This is a genomic window from Photobacterium rosenbergii, from assembly GCF_003026455.1.
Classification (GTDB): domain Bacteria; phylum Pseudomonadota; class Gammaproteobacteria; order Enterobacterales; family Vibrionaceae; genus Photobacterium; species Photobacterium rosenbergii.
This window is the reverse complement of sequence record NZ_PYMB01000038.1, coordinates 15,221-33,867: the sequence shown is the minus strand read 5'-3', so window position 1 is coordinate 33,867 and position 18,647 is coordinate 15,221. Positions and strand designations below refer to the sequence as shown.

Sequence of the window (18,647 nt, the reverse complement as noted above, 5' to 3'; positions counted from 1 at the left end):
TTCCAACCCCATGCTATGCCTTGGTTGGCCGAATTCGGCGTCGAGCTGGATCAATGGGGCCGGATCCAGGCCCCGGAGGGTGGCGACTTTGCCTTCCAGACCACCAACCCGAAGATATTTGCCGGCGGCGATGCCGTCCGTGGTTCGGATTTGGTCGTTACTGCCATTGACGAAGGGCGCCGCGCCGCAGACGGTATCCTCGACTTCCTAGATGTATAGCTATTGATGTGTAACTAACCGGCTGGCGACTTGGCAATGTAGCCGCCCGCCATGTTACAATCCGCCTATCCCCACGCCCCCTCTATGGGGGCTTGTTACCTAACAAGAGACTGTATTGATGAAAATCGGCATTATCGGCGCGATGGAGCAAGAAGTTGCCATCCTTAAAGACCAACTGGCTAACTGCGAGACTCACAACAAAGCAGGCTGTACTTTCTACACAGGTACGCTTAACGGCCATGATGTGGTTCTACTTCAATCTGGCATCGGTAAAGTAGCAGCAGCGGTAGGCAGTGCGGTATTGCTTGAAATCTTCCAGCCGGATGTTGTGCTGAACACTGGCTCTGCTGGTGGTTTCGATAGCAGCTTGAATGTTGGTGATGTCGTGATCTCAACAGAAGTGCGTTACCACGATGCCGACGTCACAGCATTTGGTTACGAAATTGGCCAGATGGCCCAGCAGCCAGCAGCCTTTGCTTCTGATGCCAAACTGATGGACGTTGCCGAAAAGGCACTGGCGACCATGGGTGATACCCACGCAGTTCGCGGCCTGATCTGTACTGGTGATGCTTTCGTTTGCTCGGCAGAAAAGCAAGCTTTCATCCGTGACAACTTCCCGTCAGTAATTGCGGTAGAGATGGAAGCTGCGGCCATTGCCCAGGCTTGCCACCAGTTCAACGTACCGTTCGTTGTAGTCCGCGCCATCTCCGATGTAGCAGACAAAGAGTCGCCAATGAGCTTTGAAGAGTTCCTGCCTGTGGCAGCCCAGAGCTCATCAGTAATGGTGGCTAAAATGGTTGACCTACTGAACCAGTAAGATGACCGACGCCATTGCAAGTATCGCCGGTAACAGCACCCTACTCGCCTTGTGGGGTGCACTGGCATTGCAATGGCTGTTGCCGATCCCTTCCAAGTTACACCCGCTACAGATTTGGCGCCAGCTCGCGCTCTCCATCGCCAGTAAAGTCAACAAACCCAACGATGCCCCGCAGCAAAAGCGCCTTTCAGGGCTGCTGTCGTGGTCCTTGTTGTGGCTTACTGTCCTGATTGTCCTTATTTGCCTCTACCAACTGGTCTGGATCGATACGGCTTTCCATCTTCTGCTACTTTGGGTTGCCCTGGATTGGCGCAATTTGCACAAGTTCAGCAAACAGTTTGTCCGCGCCTACAGCCGTGAAGATAAAATGCAGTGCCGAGCGCTGCTGGCAGGCAAAGTCAACCGCCACACAGAAAGCCTCTCCTTACTCGGTCTAGGCAAGGCAGGGGCCGAGACCATGCTGGTCGGTTATGGCCGGTTAGTGGCAGGCGTATTATTTTGGTATGCCCTGGCCGGCGGTATCGGCGCAATATTATATCGGCTAGCCGTTGAACTCAGCCGCTGCTGGTCACCCAGTAGGCAGCAATTCCGTCATTTTGGCCAGCCGGCAACTACAGTTCTCGCTATCCTCGATATCGTGCCTCTGCGCTTGTTTGCCCTTATCCTGACTATCGGCCACAACGCTCAGGTCGCTTTAAAGGGACTCAAACAACAGGGCGAGAGCTGGTTACTACCGGGCCCCGGCTGGCTACTGGCTGCGGCCGGACACAAACTGTCGCTATCGCTAGGTGGGCCGGCTATCTACGATCAAACCAAGATGGAGCGGCCCAAGCTCGGTGGCAGGATTGCGCCTGCAGCATTGCACCTAAGCCAACTCAACCGCCTTGCTAACCAACGTCTATGGGCATGGGTTACTGTCCAAAGCCTGCTACTTCTCATGCTACAAGGAGCTGTTTAAGTGCGTTTCGCTGCCCTCTTCCTACTGTTACTCCCAGCCTTTGTTACCTCTGCCCAGCCAGTGAAAACAATCATCAGCCTCTCGCCCCACACGACTGAGATGGCCTATGCAGCAGGGCTGGGGGATAAATTGATCGCTGCCAGTGATTACAGTGACTATCCAGAAGCGGCTAAATCCCTCGAGCGGGTTGCCAACTACCGTGGCATCAAAATGGAGCGCATCGTTGCCCTGCAGCCTGATTTGATCCTCGCTTGGGAAGGAGGTAACCCGACCCGTGAAATGACCCGGCTGGAGCAGCTCGGCTTTAAGGTGTTCTATTCCAACCCTAAATCTTTAGCAGACATTGCTACGACCCTTGAGCAACTCGGCCAGTTTGCCGACACACCCGAACAAGCCCAAAGCAATGCTCACGATTTTCGTCAGCGGCTAGAGAGCCTTCGTTTGACACATCAGGAAAAACAGCCCGTCAGTTACTTCTACCAGCTCAGCAACAGCCCAATAATCACCGTCGCCGGCGATAATTGGCCAAGCCAAGTCTTTGCTGTTTGTGGTGGGCAAAACATCTTTGCCAACAGTGCTGCCGCCTACCCGCAGGTTTCACAAGAGCAAGTCATTGTTCGCCAGCCAGAGGTGATTTTCGGTACTTCGCATGCTGCCGCCGATCAATCGGTGTGGGACAAGTGGCGCCAGCAGTTACCCGCAGTGGAAAAGCAGCATATTTTTACTGTGACATCAGACTGGTTAAACCGGCCTACACCACGCACCATAAAGGCCGCTGAAGAAATCTGCCAGTACCTGGACCAAGTTCGTGAAAGGCACATGTAACAAGCGAGTAACTTCTGGAAGCATGTCACGATAGTGAAAATAGGAATGGCCTGCCTTTTGATTCACCCTACACTCAACACTACCACCTAATTAATACTAGGTAACACGATGCCATTCTATCTCCTTGATATGTTTGGAACTGCGGTTTTTGCTCTCTCCGGGGTATTATTAGCAAACCAGCTCAAGTTGGAGCCGTTTGGTGTTGTCGTACTTGCCGGTGTAACCGCTATTGGCGGCGGGACAATCAGAGACATGGCTCTCGGAGCGACTCCTGTATTTTGGATCAATGATACCAACTATTTATGGGTCATTTTCACTACCTGCCTAATCAGCATGATTGCCCTGCACCTCCCCCGAACAATGTCCCCCAAACTCCTGCCATTGGCAGATGCAATCGGGCTTGCTGTGTTTGTTGCTATAGGTGTCGAAAAAGCCCTACGTTATAGTGCCTCCCCGATGGTCGCAGTGATCATGGGAGTCGTAACCGGTTGTGGCGGAGGGATAATCCGAGATCTACTTGTTCATGAGCTCCCGATGGCATTACGTACCAAATTATATGCAACATCTTGTGTTATGGGAGGGGTTATCCATACCGTAGTACTTTCCATACCTATCAACTCCACCATTGCAACCCTGGCCGGCATCAGTACAACTCTGGTTATCCGCTTTGCTGCAATCCGTTAACTTACCGTGTCCCCTTGACAATCAATTGCCACTTTAAGCTTCGGCCTTATAACTAAATCGCCTGTCCGTAGGAGGGCTGATAACAAGCCAACAACAATCAATGTGAGTCACCTCACAAAGCGATTGCAGCGAGTTGTCAGCCAGTTTATTCGTCGTACAATCTGCGCGATCGCCCTATATTCTATGACTCAGCAGGTATCATAATGCTCATTTATCTTCTCGATATGTTCGGAACGGCCGTGTTTGCCGCTTCGGGTGTATTACTGGCAGGCAGACTCCGGATGGACCCGTTCGGGGTTGTGGTGCTGGCCAGCGTTACCGCCATTGGAGGGGGAACCATCCGCGATATGGCTCTTGGCGCGACACCTGTTTTCTGGATCACCGATACCAATTACTTATGGGTGATTTTCATTACCTGCCTAGTCAGCATGCTGGCGATACGCCGCCCACGCCAAATGCCTTGGTGGATCTTACCGGTCTCTGATGCCATTGGCCTTGCAGTCTTCGTGGCGATTGGTGTCGAGAAGGCCCTGCGTTTTGGTGCGACTCCTATGGTTGCAGTGATCATGGGGGTGATGACCGGCTGTGGCGGTGGGGTTATTCGTGATGTATTAGCACGGGAAATCCCGATGGTACTACGTACTGAGGTCTACGCTACTGCCTGTATCCTCGGCGGCATTGTCCATACCGTAGCCCTATCCGCTAATGTCGATGCTGCCGTCGCTACCGTGGCAGGCATCATCACGACACTCACTATTCGCCTGGCTGCGATACGCTGGCACCTTTCCCTGCCAACTTTCGCCTTGAGGCACTGATCGACCTCCCGCTGTCGGGCGCAAGGATTCGTGCTCTTGCATAAAAACCGCCACACTGGCGGTTTTTTTGTGTCTCAAACCCATTAAATAAATAAAAAAATTTACTTAACTCGTTCGCACTCTATATTTAAATAAGCAAAAAACTTTATTTAATAGAAAAGAGGTGCCTATGACCCCCTACGTTGAACATGCCAATATCACCGTCGGTAACATTGACCACACTATCGCATTCATTCAGACCGCCCTACCGGCCTTTGCTGTCCGTCACTGCGGCGAGGGTAATGGCTACCGCTGGTGCCATATCGGGACAGAGCAAAGCTACCTCGCGCTGCAGGAAGTCGTCGAGCGGACATCGGTCGACCGTACCCCATACGTAGACAGCGGTATCAACCATATCGGCTTGGTGAGTGAAGATGTCGAAGCGATCCGCGCCCGCCTGCAGGCAGCTGGCTACGAAGAAAATGAGATGGAGACGTCGCACCCCTGGCGCAAGCGGGTTTATTTCTGGGATCCCAATGGGATTGAGTGGGAATTTATCGAATACCTGAGCCAAGACAGCAGCCAGCGCAATGACTACAGCCAGTAACACTCACAGTACAATTTTCCGATATAACGAGTAACGGTTTGCTGTTCAAGCCATGGCTTGATAACCGCCTCTAACAAGAGGTCGCAACATGTTTCAACCTATCTCCCTTAAAGCCTTGCAACTGATTAGGCAAGGACAACAATTTGATCCCAGCTACCAAGATGGCTTATCCAACCATTTACCTATGGCGCTGGCCGCACTTTCATTCTGTGGTGCGACTGACTCACAACTAGAGGCATTCTACCGGGACTATACGCCAAGGCTAGAACCCATCCGCCAATTGTCACCGACACCCAAAAGCAGCATTGCTGTTTTGGGCAACAAACAACACTTTCCCGACTTCCTGGCCAAATATCGCCAACTGGTTGAACAAAAGGGGCTCGAACAAGCCGTCATCCATGCCTTGCCAAAACTGCTGCCAGGAGTCGCGACTGCAGCCTTCCATGCCCTTATCCGTCTCAGCTATGCCGTTCAGATACAAGACAAGGAAGAAACAGCGATAGCACTTGCCTATTGGGCGAGTGAATTCCAGCCGCTCGGGCCCTTGCAAGTCACAACCAAATACCGGGGTGAGACGCAGCTAAAAATGGCTTTCGAACGTTTCAATGGCTACCCTTTCCAGCCTGGTAACATCGTTGACAGAATCGACGAGCTTATCACCACCCTTGAATACCATGAGATTTCGGCGAACCCTGCTGGAGTCAACTTGGATTTCATCGCCCACAGCAGCATCCAGCTCTATATGGCTTCCGGTAACTTTACCTTGTTACATGGTGTGACCGGCTTGCAAGCACTGCATACCCTCATGCCCCTGATTGAACATAAAGACTTGGCGGTAAACTACTTCTGGCAAGCCTACATTGCAGCCCTTTGTGCCTCAAGAGCTGACACTATATCGCCCGGCAAGTTTCAACCTCTACCTACTCCCTCCCTTGTCCAATGGCAGGTATGGCTTGAGCAGGTGCAGACCAGCGTTGATGATCACGACATCAAATTGGTATACAGCTGCGCCTACCTCTACCAATATTTCCCTTATCCCGAATACCCAGCCTCAGTTGACTCATTGCTCGCGCGCCTTGCTGCCTGAAGGGAGTCGTTAAGCCTCCTTCAGAAACGACGGGAATAAAAAAAGGTGCCCTGTATCAACAGGGCACCTTCTTACTGTCTAAGGAAGAAGTGGATTACTTCAGGGTCACACGGGCAAACTTACGCTTACCAACCTGATAGACCGCAGTACCCGCTTCAGGGATCAGCTTGGTATCTTCAATCTTATCGCCATCGATTTTCGCAGCGCCCTGACGGATCATACGCATCGCATCAGAGGTGGAGTTAACAAGGCCAGCGTCTTTCAGCAGGTTACCAATCGCAATACCGGCTTCGAATTCGAATTCAGGCATTTCATCTGGCATCGCACCTTTCTGGAAGCGGTTGATGAACTCCTGCTCGGCTGCATCGGCATCGGCTTCGCTGTGGAAGCGGGCAATGATTTCTTTCGCCAGCAAGATTTTCACATCACGAGGGTTACGGCCACCAGCAATGTCGGCCTTGAACTGGTCAATTTCTTCCAGCGGACGGAAAGATAGACATTCGAAGTAGTTCCACATTAGCTCGTCAGAGATAGACATGATCTTGCCGAACATCTCGCTTGGTACGTCTGTCACACCAATGTAGTTGTTAGCAGACTTAGACATCTTCTTCACACCGTCCAGGCCAACCAGTAGTGGCATAGTCAGAACAACCTGTGGCTTCTGGCCATTGGCTTTTTGCAGTTCACGGCCCATCAGTAGGTTGAACTTCTGATCGGTACCGCCTAGCTCAACATCAGTCTCCATGGCTACAGAGTCATAGCCCTGAAGCAGTGGGTACATGAACTCGTGGATCGCAATTGGACGGCCTTCGTTGTAACGCTTTTTGAAGTCATCACGCTCAAGCATACGGGCAACAGTCTGGTTTGCAGCTAGGCGGATCATGCCTTCTGCACCTAAGTCTGACAGCCAGCTCGAGTTGAACTCAATCTTGGTCTTGGCAGGGTCTAGGATTTTGAAAACCTGCTCTTTGTAAGTTTCTGCATTACGCAGAACGTCTTCACGAGTTAGCGGCGGACGGGTCGTATTTTTACCTGTTGGGTCACCTACCATACCGGTGAAATCACCGATCAGGAACGTGACATCATGGCCTAGCTCCTGGAACGTACGCAGTTTGTTCAAGATCACCGTGTGACCCAGGTGAATATCCGGTGCAGTTGGATCGGCACCGAGTTTGATTCGCAGAGGACGGTTCTCTTTTAGCTTGGCAATCAGCTCCTCTTCCGGAATCAGCTCATCCACACCACGCTTAATTTCAGCTAAAGCTTGTTCAATGCTGGCCATTCTTGTTCGCTCCCACAGAATTGGCAAAAAAGTAATAATCCTCAATCTTACTTGAATAGCGATGTTTTTTGAAACCAGTTAGACTAAGGGTTGTCTTATTTTTTACGAAATCGCAAAAAAACACCACATGCAAGTACCGATACTCCGCCGGTTGCCAAGGATGCACCAGACTCTCATCACCGTGATCAGCACGCTGCTCGTGGTGTTAATATTATGGCCGAGTTCAGGAAGCAGTGGACACCCTGAGCGAAAATTCGAAATCGGCAAGCTCTACCCGCTGGAAATCTCCCTTGATACCGACCAACTTCGGCCAATGCAAGGTGATGAGAAACCCATGGTTCCCGCTCTTAAGTGGAAAGAGCACGAGGTGCAATCTGGCGAAAGCCTGGCGGTGGTATTCAACAAAGTGGGGTTATCGCCTGCGACCCTTTACCGCTTGGTCAATGCCGATGAAGGCACCAAAACCTTAACCAGCCTTCGTCCGGGCGACAAATTGCGCTTTGGCTTTGATGAAGACAATCAATTAGTCCAGCTGATCCAACCACAGAGTGCGACCGACAGCTTGGTGATCACCCGTACTGCTGATACCTTCTATTCGAACAAAGAGAGCAAAGACGTAGACCTTCAGCTCAACTTTGCCCAAGCCGTGATCACTTCTAGTTTCTGGAATGCCGCCGATAAAGCCGGGCTAACAGCCAACCAAATCATGGAAATCGCTGGGATCTTCGGCTGGGATATCGACTTCGCATTAGATATCCGTGCCGGTGACAGTTTTTCGGTGCTATTTGAAGAGCGCCTGGTGGAAGGTGAGCCTATCGGTCGCGGCAATGTCCTTGCTGCAACCTTTACCAATTTGGGCCAGACCTTTACCGCCATCCGCAGTGAAGATGGCAAATACTATGACGAGAAAGGCCAGGCCATGCGCAAGGCCTTCCTCCGTTCACCGATTAACTTCCGTTATGTCAGCTCGAACTTCAACCCGCGCCGCCTACACCCGGTTACCGGGCAAGTCCGCCCTCACCGGGGTACAGACTACGTTGCCCCAGTCGGCACCCCTATTTGGGCTGCCGGTGACGGTGTGGTCATGCAGTCGAGCTACAACAAGTTCAACGGTAACTATGTATTCATCCGCCACAGCTCGACCTACATTACCAAGTATCTCCACCTGACAAAACGCAAGGTCAAAACAGGCCAGCGCGTCAAACAGGGGCAAACCATTGGTACGCTAGGTGGTACTGGCCGGGTCACCGGCCCTCACCTGCACTATGAGTTCTTGGTCAACGGCGTACACAAGAACCCGAGGACGGTTAAGCTGCCCCAAGCCCGCTCGCTCAGTGGCAAGGAAAAGACCCAATTCCAGAAGTATGCCAAAGAGCGGATGGCACAGCTGAACCACTTCAGCCAGTTCATAGCCGACAACAGCCCGCTACTTGGCAATCGCACCTAACCGCCAACCACAACAAAAAAGCCGCTCCCCTTCGGGAGCGGCTTTTTATTCGCCTGTGCAGCGGTAATCTACCCGATCACCGATGACTCAATTAGACGCTGAACGATGCACCGCAACCACAAGTGGTTGTCGCATTCGGGTTGTTTACAAAGAAACGGGAACCTTCCAGCCCTTCTGTGTAATCAACCGTGCCACCGATCAGGTATTGCAGGCTCATCGGGTCAACAACCAGTGTGACGCCGCTTTTTTCAATCGTGGTATCGCCTTCGTTCACTTTCTCATCGAAAGTAAAACCATACTGGAAACCACTACAACCACCGCCGGTGATGTAAACACGTAGCTTCAGCTCCGGATTCTCTTCCTCGGCAATAAGCGTTTTCACTTTGTTCGCTGCAACATCAGAAAAATTCAGCGGCAGATTAGCATCGCTCATTAAAAACCTCTCAAATACTCTCGGTCATGGCTGTGATTATCTAATACCTGACTATCTCGTTCAAGTATTGACCACTGTAGACTGCTCTCTGTTTGCCATTTTTTCCTTTTCTATGGTCCGATGCAAGAGCTGGGAGTAAATTGGCTTACCGCCAAGTACCTGTGCCAGCATGGTTGCGCCCAAGGTTGTGATGATCAATGGCAAGATCAAATCGTAATTGTCGGTCATTTCGATCACCAGCAATATACCGGTGATCGGGGCCCGCACCGTTGCCGCAAACAGCGCGCCCATCCCTGCAATGGCGAACATACCTGGCTGCAAGCCTAGTTCAGGAAACAATTGCTGGGCAACCGCGCCAAAAAATGTCCCGAACAGGGTGCCGAGTGCCAACATTGGCGCGAATATCCCTCCGGGCGCCCCCGAGCCGAAACACAGTAAGGTGGTCGCCACCCGGGCCAAGAACAAGAGAAGCAACACACTGATGCCATACTCACCATTGGTCGCACTTGGGATCAAACTGATCCCGCCACCGGTCAACTCAGGGATGTATAACAAAAGTAAACCGAAAGTCCCCCCGAGCAGGGTGCCGGTCAACAAATAACGCCGGCGGTTATTGCGGTGGATACGGGCAAACATATCCTGGGTCATGGTGACCAGCTTATTGAATACCACCCCGAAAATACCGAAGGCCATACCAAGCAATAAGAACAACCACAATGAGCGCAACAGCGGCGCATCATACTGCGGCATGGTAATCACAGCCTGCTGGCCAGAAATACTGCGGAACACGATATTGGCCACAATGGCCGAGATCATCACGCACTTAATCGAAATGAGGCTGTAGCGAAATTGCGGCCGCATCTCCTCAACCACAAACATGATGGCCGCCAGCGGGGCATTAAATGCTGCAGCCAAACCACCCGCCGCACCGGATGCAAGCAGTGCGTGGCGGCCTTCCTTATCTTTGAGGCGGAACAAATCGGAGACCATCCGGCCGATATTGCCGCCCATTTGCACCGAGGGCCCCTCACGGCCCAATACCATGCCAGAGCCAAGCGCCCCTAAGCCACCGATAAACTTAACCGGCAGTACCCGCCACCAGCGTACAGGGCGGATGTCATCCATCGCCCCTTCAATCTCCGGAATCCCTGAACCCGCCGCCTCGGGGGCAAAACGATGGACTAGGTAATACCCCACTAAGGCCAGTAGGGCACTGATCAAGAAGGCCGACAACCATAATGGCAGCATATTGCTGATCTCATGACGCAACCATTCCGTACGCTGCTCAGATACCCAGTGCACGGCAATCTCAAACAAGGTCGACAACAAACCTGCCCCAAGGCCAACCAGCGCGGAGAGGAAAAGGACGGATACAGGGGTTTTGTCACGGGATAAAAAGCGCCGGACCAGCCCGCTCGGCTGCAGTCTTTCAGGCGCAGGGGTGCCTTGGTTATTCTCTGTCATCAACAATGCCGTAAATATGAAGTCATCCCGGAGCCGGGAAACAATAGAAAGGGGTGGATACACCTTTGGAAAGCATAGCTGACTGGTTGTTTTTTTTACATATTCAATGTTGAAAACTAGCTTTGCAGTGTTGCGCAGCATTTTTGTGCCCTGCAATGCATTGCGCTAGCCCATAGTTCCCTAAGCACCCAATTGAAAGCCCCCATTAGCCTAGGTACAATGCCGACAGTTCAAATCGGACAATCTTCAATAACAGGACATCACAATGAGCAAGTCAGCTGATTTATTTGCCAAAGCGCAACAGACGATCCCTGGTGGCGTTAACTCACCAGTCCGTGCCTTTGCAGGCGTAGGCGGCAGCCCGCTATTTATCGAGCGCGCAGACGGCGCCTACATCTTCGATGCCGATGGCAAAGCCTATATTGACTATGTTGGCTCGTGGGGTCCGATGATCCTTGGTCACAACCATGTCGCTATCCGCGATGCAGTCATCAATGCAGCCCAGCAGGGCCTGAGCTTTGGTGCCCCAACCGAGATGGAAATCACCATGGCTGAAATGGTGTCCCAGTTGGTACCATCGATGGAAATGGTTCGTATGGTAAGCTCGGGTACCGAAGCGACCATGAGTGCTATCCGCCTGGCTCGTGGTTTCACTAACCGTGACAAGATCATCAAGTTCGAAGGCTGCTACCACGGCCATGCCGACTGCCTATTGGTGAAAGCGGGCTCCGGTGCCCTGACCCTTGGCCAGCCAAGTTCGCCAGGTGTTCCTGCTGATTTTGCCAAGCACACGCTAACTTGCACCTTCAACAACCTAGATTCTGTACGCGAGGCATTTGCTGAGCACCCAGAGCAGATCGCTTGTATCATTGTCGAGCCAGTAGCCGGCAACATGAACTGTATTCCGCCAGTACCGGGCTTCCTTGAAGGCCTACGTGAGATCTGTGACGAGTTTGGTGCCTTGCTGATCCTTGATGAAGTGATGACAGGTTTCCGTGTATCTCACGGTGGCGCACAGGGTTACTACAACATCAAGCCTGACCTGACAACACTTGGTAAGGTGATCGGTGGCGGTATGCCTGTTGGTGCTTTCGGTGGCCGCCGTGAAGTAATGGAATATGTTGCCCCAACCGGCCCTGTTTACCAAGCAGGGACACTATCAGGCAACCCTGTTGCCATGGCTGCAGGCCACGCTTGCCTGAGCGTATTGACCAAAGAAGGCCACGAGCAACAGCTTGCCAGCACCACCCAACGCCTCGCTGAAGGCTTCCAGTCTCTGGCTGATAAATACGGTATCCCACTGAAAACCAACCAGGTGGGTGCGATGTTCGGCTTCTTCTTTACCGACCAAGAAGCGGTGAACTGCTACGATGATGTTGCTAAGTGCGACATCGAGCGCTTCAAGCGTTTCTTCAACCTGATGTTGGAAAAAGGCGTTTACCTTGCACCTTCTGCGTTCGAGGCTTGCTTCACTTCACTAGCCCATGGCGACAAGGAAATTGAAGCCACACTAGGTGCAGCTGAATATGCCTTCAAGACACTAGCAGAAGAAGCTGCAGCGTAATTTAGCTCCGCAGTAACTGTTTGCAGGCAACCTGCACAATAAACACAAGCCGCTCAGTGAGCGGCTTGTTGCTTTTTGGCCTGTCTAAAATAGACTCTGCGCCTCACTGCCAAAAGACAAGCGCCAAAACGACCAGTGCCGCCAAGACCAAAACCGCTAGCGGGACCCGCCTTTTGTTCTTGGTCTCACAGCCGCAGTCACAACACCCCATCGTCATACCTCCTCGCTGGAAAATCAGATAGATATTATCGATTGCCTCGTAAGCAATGTGGTGCAATCATAATACCAGACAGCAACATCAGCCTCATTAAAACTATCGAGAAGGGATGCAAAGTGCCCAAACCATTCAAAGCTGAATCTCGCCACTGGATGCTTATTGCCGCGTTGGCACTGGCAGCCTATGCCAGTTACACATTGATTGAGCCATATATCGGCCCTATTGTGATGGCTTTTATCATCTCACTGCTCTATTACCCGCTGCATTTAAAGCTGGATAGGGTGCTGCCTCGCTCGCCTAACCTGTCTTCGGTACTGTCCTGCACCTTACTGACCTTCATCATAGTGATCCCGATGCTGGTGGTATTTAGCTCAATCATCCACCAGGGCACGACCTTTTCCAAAGAGAGCTATACGTGGTTAACTTCCGGCGGGGTGCAGGAGGTGCTCGCTCACCCTTATGTGGTCAAGCTTCTCTCGCTTATTGAAAAGTACTCACCGTTCGAGCCGGTCGATACTCAGGTTATGGTCCAGAAAGTGGCTTCGGCTTCCTCCAAGTTCGGCGCGCAATTGCTAAATGTCAGTGCCCGCTTGCTGGGAGATGCCACCAACTTCCTGATCAACTTTATGTTGATGCTGTTCGTGCTGTTCTTCCTACTTCGCGACCATGACAAGATCGTCCAGACCATCCGCCACGTACTGCCACTCTCTCGCAGCCAGGAAGACGCCGTCCTCAATGAAGTTGAGCAAGTGGCCAAGTCTGCGGTACTCGGCTCTTTCCTCACCGCCCTTGCCCAAGGCTTTGCCGGTGGTTTTGCTATGTGGATGGCAGGGTTCCAAGGCTTGTTCTGGGGTTCAATGATGGCGTTTGCCTCATTGATTCCCGTTGTCGGTACAGCGCTGATCTGGCTACCCGCCAGTATCTACCTGCTATTGATAGGCAAATGGGAATGGGCACTCTTCTTGGCAGGTTGGGGAGCGGTAGTCGTCGGCTCTATCGATAACTTCCTGCGTCCACTGCTGATGCAAGGCAGCTCTGGGATGAGTACCCTGCTGATTTTCTTCTCCATCATTGGTGGTCTGCATGTGTTCGGCTTGATTGGCCTGATCTACGGCCCGATCATCTTTGCTGTTACCCTGGTACTGTTCAAACTCTACGAAGCCGAATTCCAGGACTTCCTGCAACATCAGGACCACCATTAATCTGTTTGGCTGGGGCACCTGCCCCAGCCCGGCTTTTCTTATCCGCTATTTTGTGGAACAATTCGCGCCCCAACACAGCTTTCATCCATTCTTGAGGTCGTTATGTCATACAGTACTGCTAGTCAGGTTGCTGCCCGCCAACTAGAGTTTTTTGAGAACCGCAAAGTCCTTGTGGCTGGTGAGCTCGATGACAACTTTCCCAATGAGCTCTCACAGACTGCGGCATCGGTAACGATCTTTACCACCAATTACGGTTATGCCCGCCGTATGGCTGCCTACAGCAATATCCACACCGCTTTCGGCGCTGAGTTCAGCGAAGAAGCTGATATCGATATGATCTTGCTATACTGGCCGAAAGCCAAAGCGGAAGCCGAATACCTGCTGGCGATGCTGCTGGCCAAATTTGGCCCGGAGACTGAAATCTGTGTCGTGGGTGAAAACCGCAGTGGTGTGCGCAGTGCAGAAAAGATGTTCGCACCTTATGGTAAGCTGACCAAATATGACTCGGCCCGCCGCTGCAGCTTCTTCTGGGGCCGCTGTGACACCCAGGCACCAGCTTTCGACATCAATGACTGGTTCCGCAGCTACCCGCTGAACATCGCAGGTGCTGAATTAACGATCCGCTCACTGCCAGGTGTATTCAGCCACGGTGAATTCGACCAAGGCTCAAAACTACTGCTAGAAACTCTGCCTTCACTAAAAGGCCGCGTGCTAGATTTCGGTTGCGGTGCCGGCGTTATTGGTGCGGTAATGAAAACCAACAACCCATCGATCGAATTGGAACTGTGTGATATCAGTGCGTTGGCCATTGCATCTGCAGAGGAAACCTTCCGGGAAAACCAGCTTGAGGCGACCTTTACCGCCACCGATGTCTACGCATCGCTTAAGGGCCCATACGACTACCTGATCAGCAACCCGCCATTCCATGCAGGGCTGAAAACCTTCTACGCCGCGACTGAAGACTTTATTGCCAAGGCGCCGCAGTACCTTAGAAACGAAGGCCAGTTAATCATTGTTGCCAATAGTTTCCTGCGCTACCCACCTCTTATCGAGGAAAGCCTAGGCAGCTGCGAAACCACGGCTAAAAACAATAAATTTAGTATTTACACTGCAAAAAAATGACTGTTCGAGGCCGGGTAACACCCGGTCTTAGCCCAACTTTTCAGACAAAACGGCCTGTTTTGTTTAATCCTTTATCCACGACTGACGGTAAATACGTCAAATCTGTGTGTCGGCACACGCTTCCGCCCCCACTTTCTTGCTTCCACAAAAAAACTCAGTATAACTGATGGTTATGGTGAATTTTCCGCATCATTGAACCGTTACTTTTGACAATTTTACGGAAGCCATTAACACCTATATCAATAACATCAAGGTGTTACCTTGATAGCAGCTTGTCCCACAGGTAATTTCAGGCACCGGAATGCAGCAGACTACCCGTTTAAAGCGTCTCCAGCACACCTTAATGCTGGCTTTTTTAGTATTGAGTATTACCCCACTGATACTGTCGGCCCTATTCTTCCTCAACTCCCATACCAAAGATCTGGCGGAACAGAGCACCAATCACTTAGCGTCCCTGCTCGATAACAAGAAAAAACAACTCAACAATTTCTTTGTCGGCCGGGAGTCGGAGGTACAGAGTTTTGCCCGCTCAGAACTGGCCAACGCCAGTGGTGGCCGTTTCTATGGTCTGGTCGGTGCCTACCACCAGCTTGGTGACATCTCAGAGGTATTGCACAAAACAGGCAGAAGCCAGTACTACACGGAAACGTTGACGAACAAGTCCCTTGGGGAACAAGACACCGGCAATTACGTCGGCCATGAACGCTACCGGCTGATGTACAAACGGTATAATTGGGCCTATGAGGAATACCTCAAACGCTCTTCGTTCAGTGATATCTTGCTAGTGGACATCAATGGCAATATTGTCTATGCCGCCAATACCCCTGAGATATTCGGCATTAATTTGCCCCTCTCGGCACAAGCATATCCAGCACTAAGCCAAACGTTCTCAGCTATCCAGCAAAAAACCGAACAATCGGAAAGTGCCACAGATCAAGTCCCGGTTGCCTTTACCGACTTCAGCCAGTCTCAGGGCGAGGCCGATCTTGCCGCTTGGTTTGCCGCACCTATCATCCAGCAGGGGTACCTACACAGCTATGTGTTCTTCAAGCTCAGTAACCAGTCTATCCGTGATTTCCTGAGTGATACCGGTAATAACTCCTATTCCGTCCAAACCTTGCTCGTCGGGCAGGATCACCGTTCCAGGTTACCAACCTCTAGCGAAGACCCAGCATCATTCTCCAGTAACAGCATCAACAGGGCGCTTGAAGGTGACAGCGGTGTAGGCAGCTTTGCTAATTTTAACGGTGTCCCAGTGCTCAGTGCCTTTTCTCCACTGACCATTATGGACAGCCCATGGGCGCTGGTTGTCGAGCTCCCTGAAGAAGAAGCCTTTGCCCGGATCCGCCAGCTTGAAGTGATCTTCTTCGTTGCCATGCTAACGGCCATCGTTCTGGTGATTATCGCTTCCCACTGGCTGTCAAACTCTATCACCGCTCCCCTGCTCCGCCTCACTTGGGCAGCAGAGCAAGTCTCCGCCGGTGATATGGATCAGAAAATAGAGGGCACTGAGCGCAGTGATGAAATTGGCCGCCTAGCAGTCAGCTTTGCCCGCATGCAGGCCTCGGTAAGGGAAAAAATGACCCTGATCCGCGAGCAAAACAACGAGCTAGAGCAAAACCTGCAAATCATCCAACAGAAGAACAAAGAGCTGCAAACGGCCGATAAGCTCAAGGATGAATTCCTCGCCACCACCTCCCATGAACTGCGTACCCCGCTCCATGGTATGGTTGGTATTGCCGAGTCACTGCTTGCTGGTGTCAACGGCCCGGTCCAAAACTCACAGCGCCGCCAGCTTGAAATCATGATCAACAGCGGCCAGCGTCTAACCAACTTGGTCGACGATCTACTTGACTACCACAAGATGCGTTACGGCGATCTAGATATCCAGCACCATGCGGTCGATGTCGCCTCCGCCGCCAGGTTGGTGCTGGAACTATCAAGCCACCTGCTCGGCAGCAAACCCGTTCGCATCATCAACCAGATCCCTAACGACTTGCCACTCGTGCAGGGCGACGAGCAACGGCTTGAACAGGTGCTCTATAACCTGGTTGGCAACGCCATCAAGTACACCTCAGAGGGTAAGATCATTCTCTCCGCGACCATCCTAGAATCCCAACTTCGGATTCAGGTCGTCGATACCGGCCAAGGGATCCCGGCAGAGCAGCTCGAGCATATTTTCGAGCCATTGATCCAGGCTAATACCCAGTCAGCTAACTACCGCCAGGGTTCTGGTCTAGGCCTATCGATCAGCCGTCAATTGATTGAATTGATGGGAGGACGCCTGTACGTCAGCAGCCAACCGATGATCGGCACAACCTTTAGCTTTACCCTGAACCTAGCGACCGACGCTGATATTGCCAGCAGCGATCTCTCCAACCGCAGCATTCATTTCCAGATCCCATCACCGGAAGCCCAGGCCTGCGAGCTCGACCATATCGAGGAAAACCCAGAGGGTGAACTGCTGCTGATTGTCGATGATGAACCCGTAAACCTTCAGGTGCTGAATAATTTCCTACGCCTTGAGGGCTACCGGGTGATCACCGCAGAAAGCGGTCCACAAGCCTTGAAAATGGTTGAAAGCCACCAGCCAGCGCTGATGCTACTGGATATCATGATGCCTGAAATGTCCGGCTATGAGGTCTGTGAGACATTGCGCCAGCGCTACAGCATGCTCGATCTTCCGATCATCATGCTCTCTGCTCTTGGTCAGGTGCAGGACAGGATCCGTGGTTTTGAATCCGGTGCCAATGATTACCTCACCAAACCGTTCAATAAGGAAGAGCTCACAGCAAGGATCGGCGCCCACCTCAAAGCGGGCCAGACTGAGCGGCAACTTATAGAAAACCAGCGGCTCGCCGAAGAAATAGAGCGCAGGCAACAAGTCGAAAATAGCCTACTGGAAACGCAAAACCGCCTGCTTGGCTTACTCGAGTCTTCCAATGAAGCTATCCTCTGTGTCCAAAGCGGTGGCCGCATACGCTATGCCAATAATGCTGCGGGCAAACTCTTCAACCGTTCACCAGAACAAGTTGAACGGCACCATATCGAAGATATTTTGGCTACACACCTGCCACAGGATATCAGCCAAAGCCATCACTTCCATGGTAGCTTGATGTTCAAGATTGGTGACAGCCTGAGATCACTCAATACCGATGTCATTAACCTCCCCGAGGAATCTGGCCTACAGCGGATGTTTATCTTTGACAACCAAGGGCAAACCAGCAGCCATCGAATTGAGGTGCTGGAAAATGCCGTCGAGGTGCTTTCCGGTTTTGCCTTTAACCGCAATAAAGACAACCTGCAAAAGCTCCGCCACCTAGGGGATGAATTCAGCTCAATCGCAGATAAGCTGGAAGGCGATGGCAAGAGCAAGAATGAAACTCTGCGCGAGATGCTTGTCGAAGTGATGAAGACAACATTGAAGCAATGGGAAGAGTCGACCCAGAAGACCAAGTTTGAGCTGGCAGAGGAAAGCGGGTTATGGCGGGTCTACCTCGACCGCAGCACGCTGCAGACACGCACGCTGGACAAATACCTGCATCTGGAAACCCTACCGAAAACGCCACGCTGGCGAACGGTACTCAGCACCATAGATTTTGTCCTTGAGCGAAGCCCCCGCAACACCACAACGCATAACGAGCTAGTGACGATGAAAGACCAGCTTCAGCATATCATCAACCAATAGCCACTGCTCCCAGCCCTATCAAAGCCTGCTTCCTGCAGGCTTTTTTTTGCCCCGAATTATCCCTTCGAAACTGCAAAAAACACCTTTGTTTTAAGCCAAAACAGCGGTGAAAAATCCCCCAATTAATCGCCCAAATATCGCCATTCTCCTTCTACACAGCGAAAAGTTTCAGTTTATGAGAAGGTAATCACAACAAACTGCACTGATAAATTTTCCGCAGGGAATTAAGAGGCCATT

15 protein-coding genes and 1 pseudogene are annotated in these 18,647 nt (G+C 51.8%); 13 read left to right on the top strand and 3 right to left on the bottom strand.

Going from position 1 to position 18,647, the window contains the following annotated elements:
• From C9J01_RS28060 to C9J01_RS28025, 8 genes and pseudogenes are all read left to right on the top strand, one after another.
• Positions 1–219 (top strand): annotated as a pseudogene (locus C9J01_RS28060) (glutamate synthase small subunit); the annotation flags it as partial.
• A gap of 118 nt (positions 220–337) precedes the next feature.
• The gene (mtnN, locus tag C9J01_RS28055) at positions 338–1,036 is read left to right on the top strand and encodes a 5'-methylthioadenosine/S-adenosylhomocysteine nucleosidase (protein ID WP_107301358.1); all 699 of its coding nucleotides are present in this window, start codon (positions 338–340) and stop codon (positions 1,034–1,036) included.
• Between the two features lies 1 nt (position 1,037).
• Positions 1,038–1,994: a cobalamin biosynthesis family protein gene (locus C9J01_RS28050; protein ID WP_107301357.1), complete on the top strand. Its 957-nt coding sequence runs from the start codon at positions 1,038–1,040 to the stop codon at positions 1,992–1,994.
• Positions 1,995–2,819, top strand: coding sequence for a vitamin B12 ABC transporter substrate-binding protein BtuF (gene btuF / locus C9J01_RS28045; RefSeq protein WP_107301356.1), 825 nt, complete (start codon positions 1,995–1,997; stop codon positions 2,817–2,819).
• A gap of 108 nt (positions 2,820–2,927) precedes the next feature.
• A complete protein-coding gene (locus C9J01_RS28040; protein ID WP_107301355.1) occupies positions 2,928–3,503 on the top strand; it encodes a trimeric intracellular cation channel family protein in 576 nt (191 codons plus the stop codon).
• Between the two features lie 203 nt (positions 3,504–3,706).
• A complete protein-coding gene (locus C9J01_RS28035; protein WP_107301354.1) occupies positions 3,707–4,318 on the top strand; it encodes a TRIC cation channel family protein in 612 nt (203 codons plus the stop codon).
• A 169-nt stretch (positions 4,319–4,487) separates the two neighbouring features.
• Entirely contained in the window at positions 4,488–4,904 is a 417-nt protein-coding gene (locus C9J01_RS28030) for a VOC family protein (RefSeq protein ID WP_107301353.1), read from the top strand.
• A gap of 88 nt (positions 4,905–4,992) precedes the next feature.
• The gene (locus C9J01_RS28025; protein ID WP_107301352.1) at positions 4,993–5,991 is read left to right on the top strand and encodes a questin oxidase family protein; all 999 of its coding nucleotides are present in this window, start codon (positions 4,993–4,995) and stop codon (positions 5,989–5,991) included.
• Positions 5,992–6,085: 94 nt separating this feature from the next.
• On the opposite strand, the gene tyrS is transcribed toward C9J01_RS28025, so the two are convergent.
• Entirely contained in the window at positions 6,086–7,273 is a 1,188-nt protein-coding gene (tyrS, locus tag C9J01_RS28020; protein WP_107301351.1) for a tyrosine--tRNA ligase, read from the bottom strand.
• A gap of 127 nt (positions 7,274–7,400) precedes the next feature.
• On the opposite strand from tyrS, the gene C9J01_RS28015 reads away from it, so the two are divergent.
• Positions 7,401–8,720 (top strand): peptidoglycan DD-metalloendopeptidase family protein, encoded by a 1,320-nt coding sequence (locus tag C9J01_RS28015; protein ID WP_107301350.1) that lies wholly within the window; start codon positions 7,401–7,403, stop codon positions 8,718–8,720.
• A 91-nt stretch (positions 8,721–8,811) separates the two neighbouring features.
• Here the strand turns inward: C9J01_RS28015 and erpA are convergent, their stop codons facing one another.
• Entirely contained in the window at positions 8,812–9,153 is a 342-nt protein-coding gene (gene erpA / locus C9J01_RS28010) for an iron-sulfur cluster insertion protein ErpA (protein ID WP_107301349.1), read from the bottom strand.
• A 60-nt stretch (positions 9,154–9,213) separates the two neighbouring features.
• Positions 9,214–10,617, bottom strand: coding sequence for a H(+)/Cl(-) exchange transporter ClcA (clcA, locus tag C9J01_RS28005; protein ID WP_107301360.1), 1,404 nt, complete (start codon positions 10,615–10,617; stop codon positions 9,214–9,216).
• A 265-nt stretch (positions 10,618–10,882) separates the two neighbouring features.
• Between clcA and hemL the strand changes: the two genes are divergently transcribed.
• The 4 genes from hemL (at position 10,883) to C9J01_RS27985 (ending at position 18,410) form a co-directional block, all read left to right on the top strand.
• Positions 10,883–12,181 carry a glutamate-1-semialdehyde 2,1-aminomutase gene (gene hemL, locus C9J01_RS28000; protein ID WP_107301348.1) on the top strand — a complete coding sequence of 433 codons (1,299 nt, stop codon included), beginning with the start codon at positions 10,883–10,885 and terminating at the stop codon, positions 12,179–12,181.
• A gap of 333 nt (positions 12,182–12,514) precedes the next feature.
• Entirely contained in the window at positions 12,515–13,600 is a 1,086-nt protein-coding gene (locus tag C9J01_RS27995; protein WP_107301347.1) for an AI-2E family transporter, read from the top strand.
• A gap of 102 nt (positions 13,601–13,702) precedes the next feature.
• Positions 13,703–14,722 (top strand): 16S rRNA (guanine(1207)-N(2))-methyltransferase RsmC, encoded by a 1,020-nt coding sequence (rsmC, locus tag C9J01_RS27990; RefSeq protein WP_107301346.1) that lies wholly within the window; start codon positions 13,703–13,705, stop codon positions 14,720–14,722.
• A gap of 301 nt (positions 14,723–15,023) precedes the next feature.
• Positions 15,024–18,410 (top strand): hybrid sensor histidine kinase/response regulator, encoded by a 3,387-nt coding sequence (locus C9J01_RS27985; protein WP_170114941.1) that lies wholly within the window; start codon positions 15,024–15,026, stop codon positions 18,408–18,410.
• Positions 18,411–18,647: the final 237 nt, after the last annotated feature.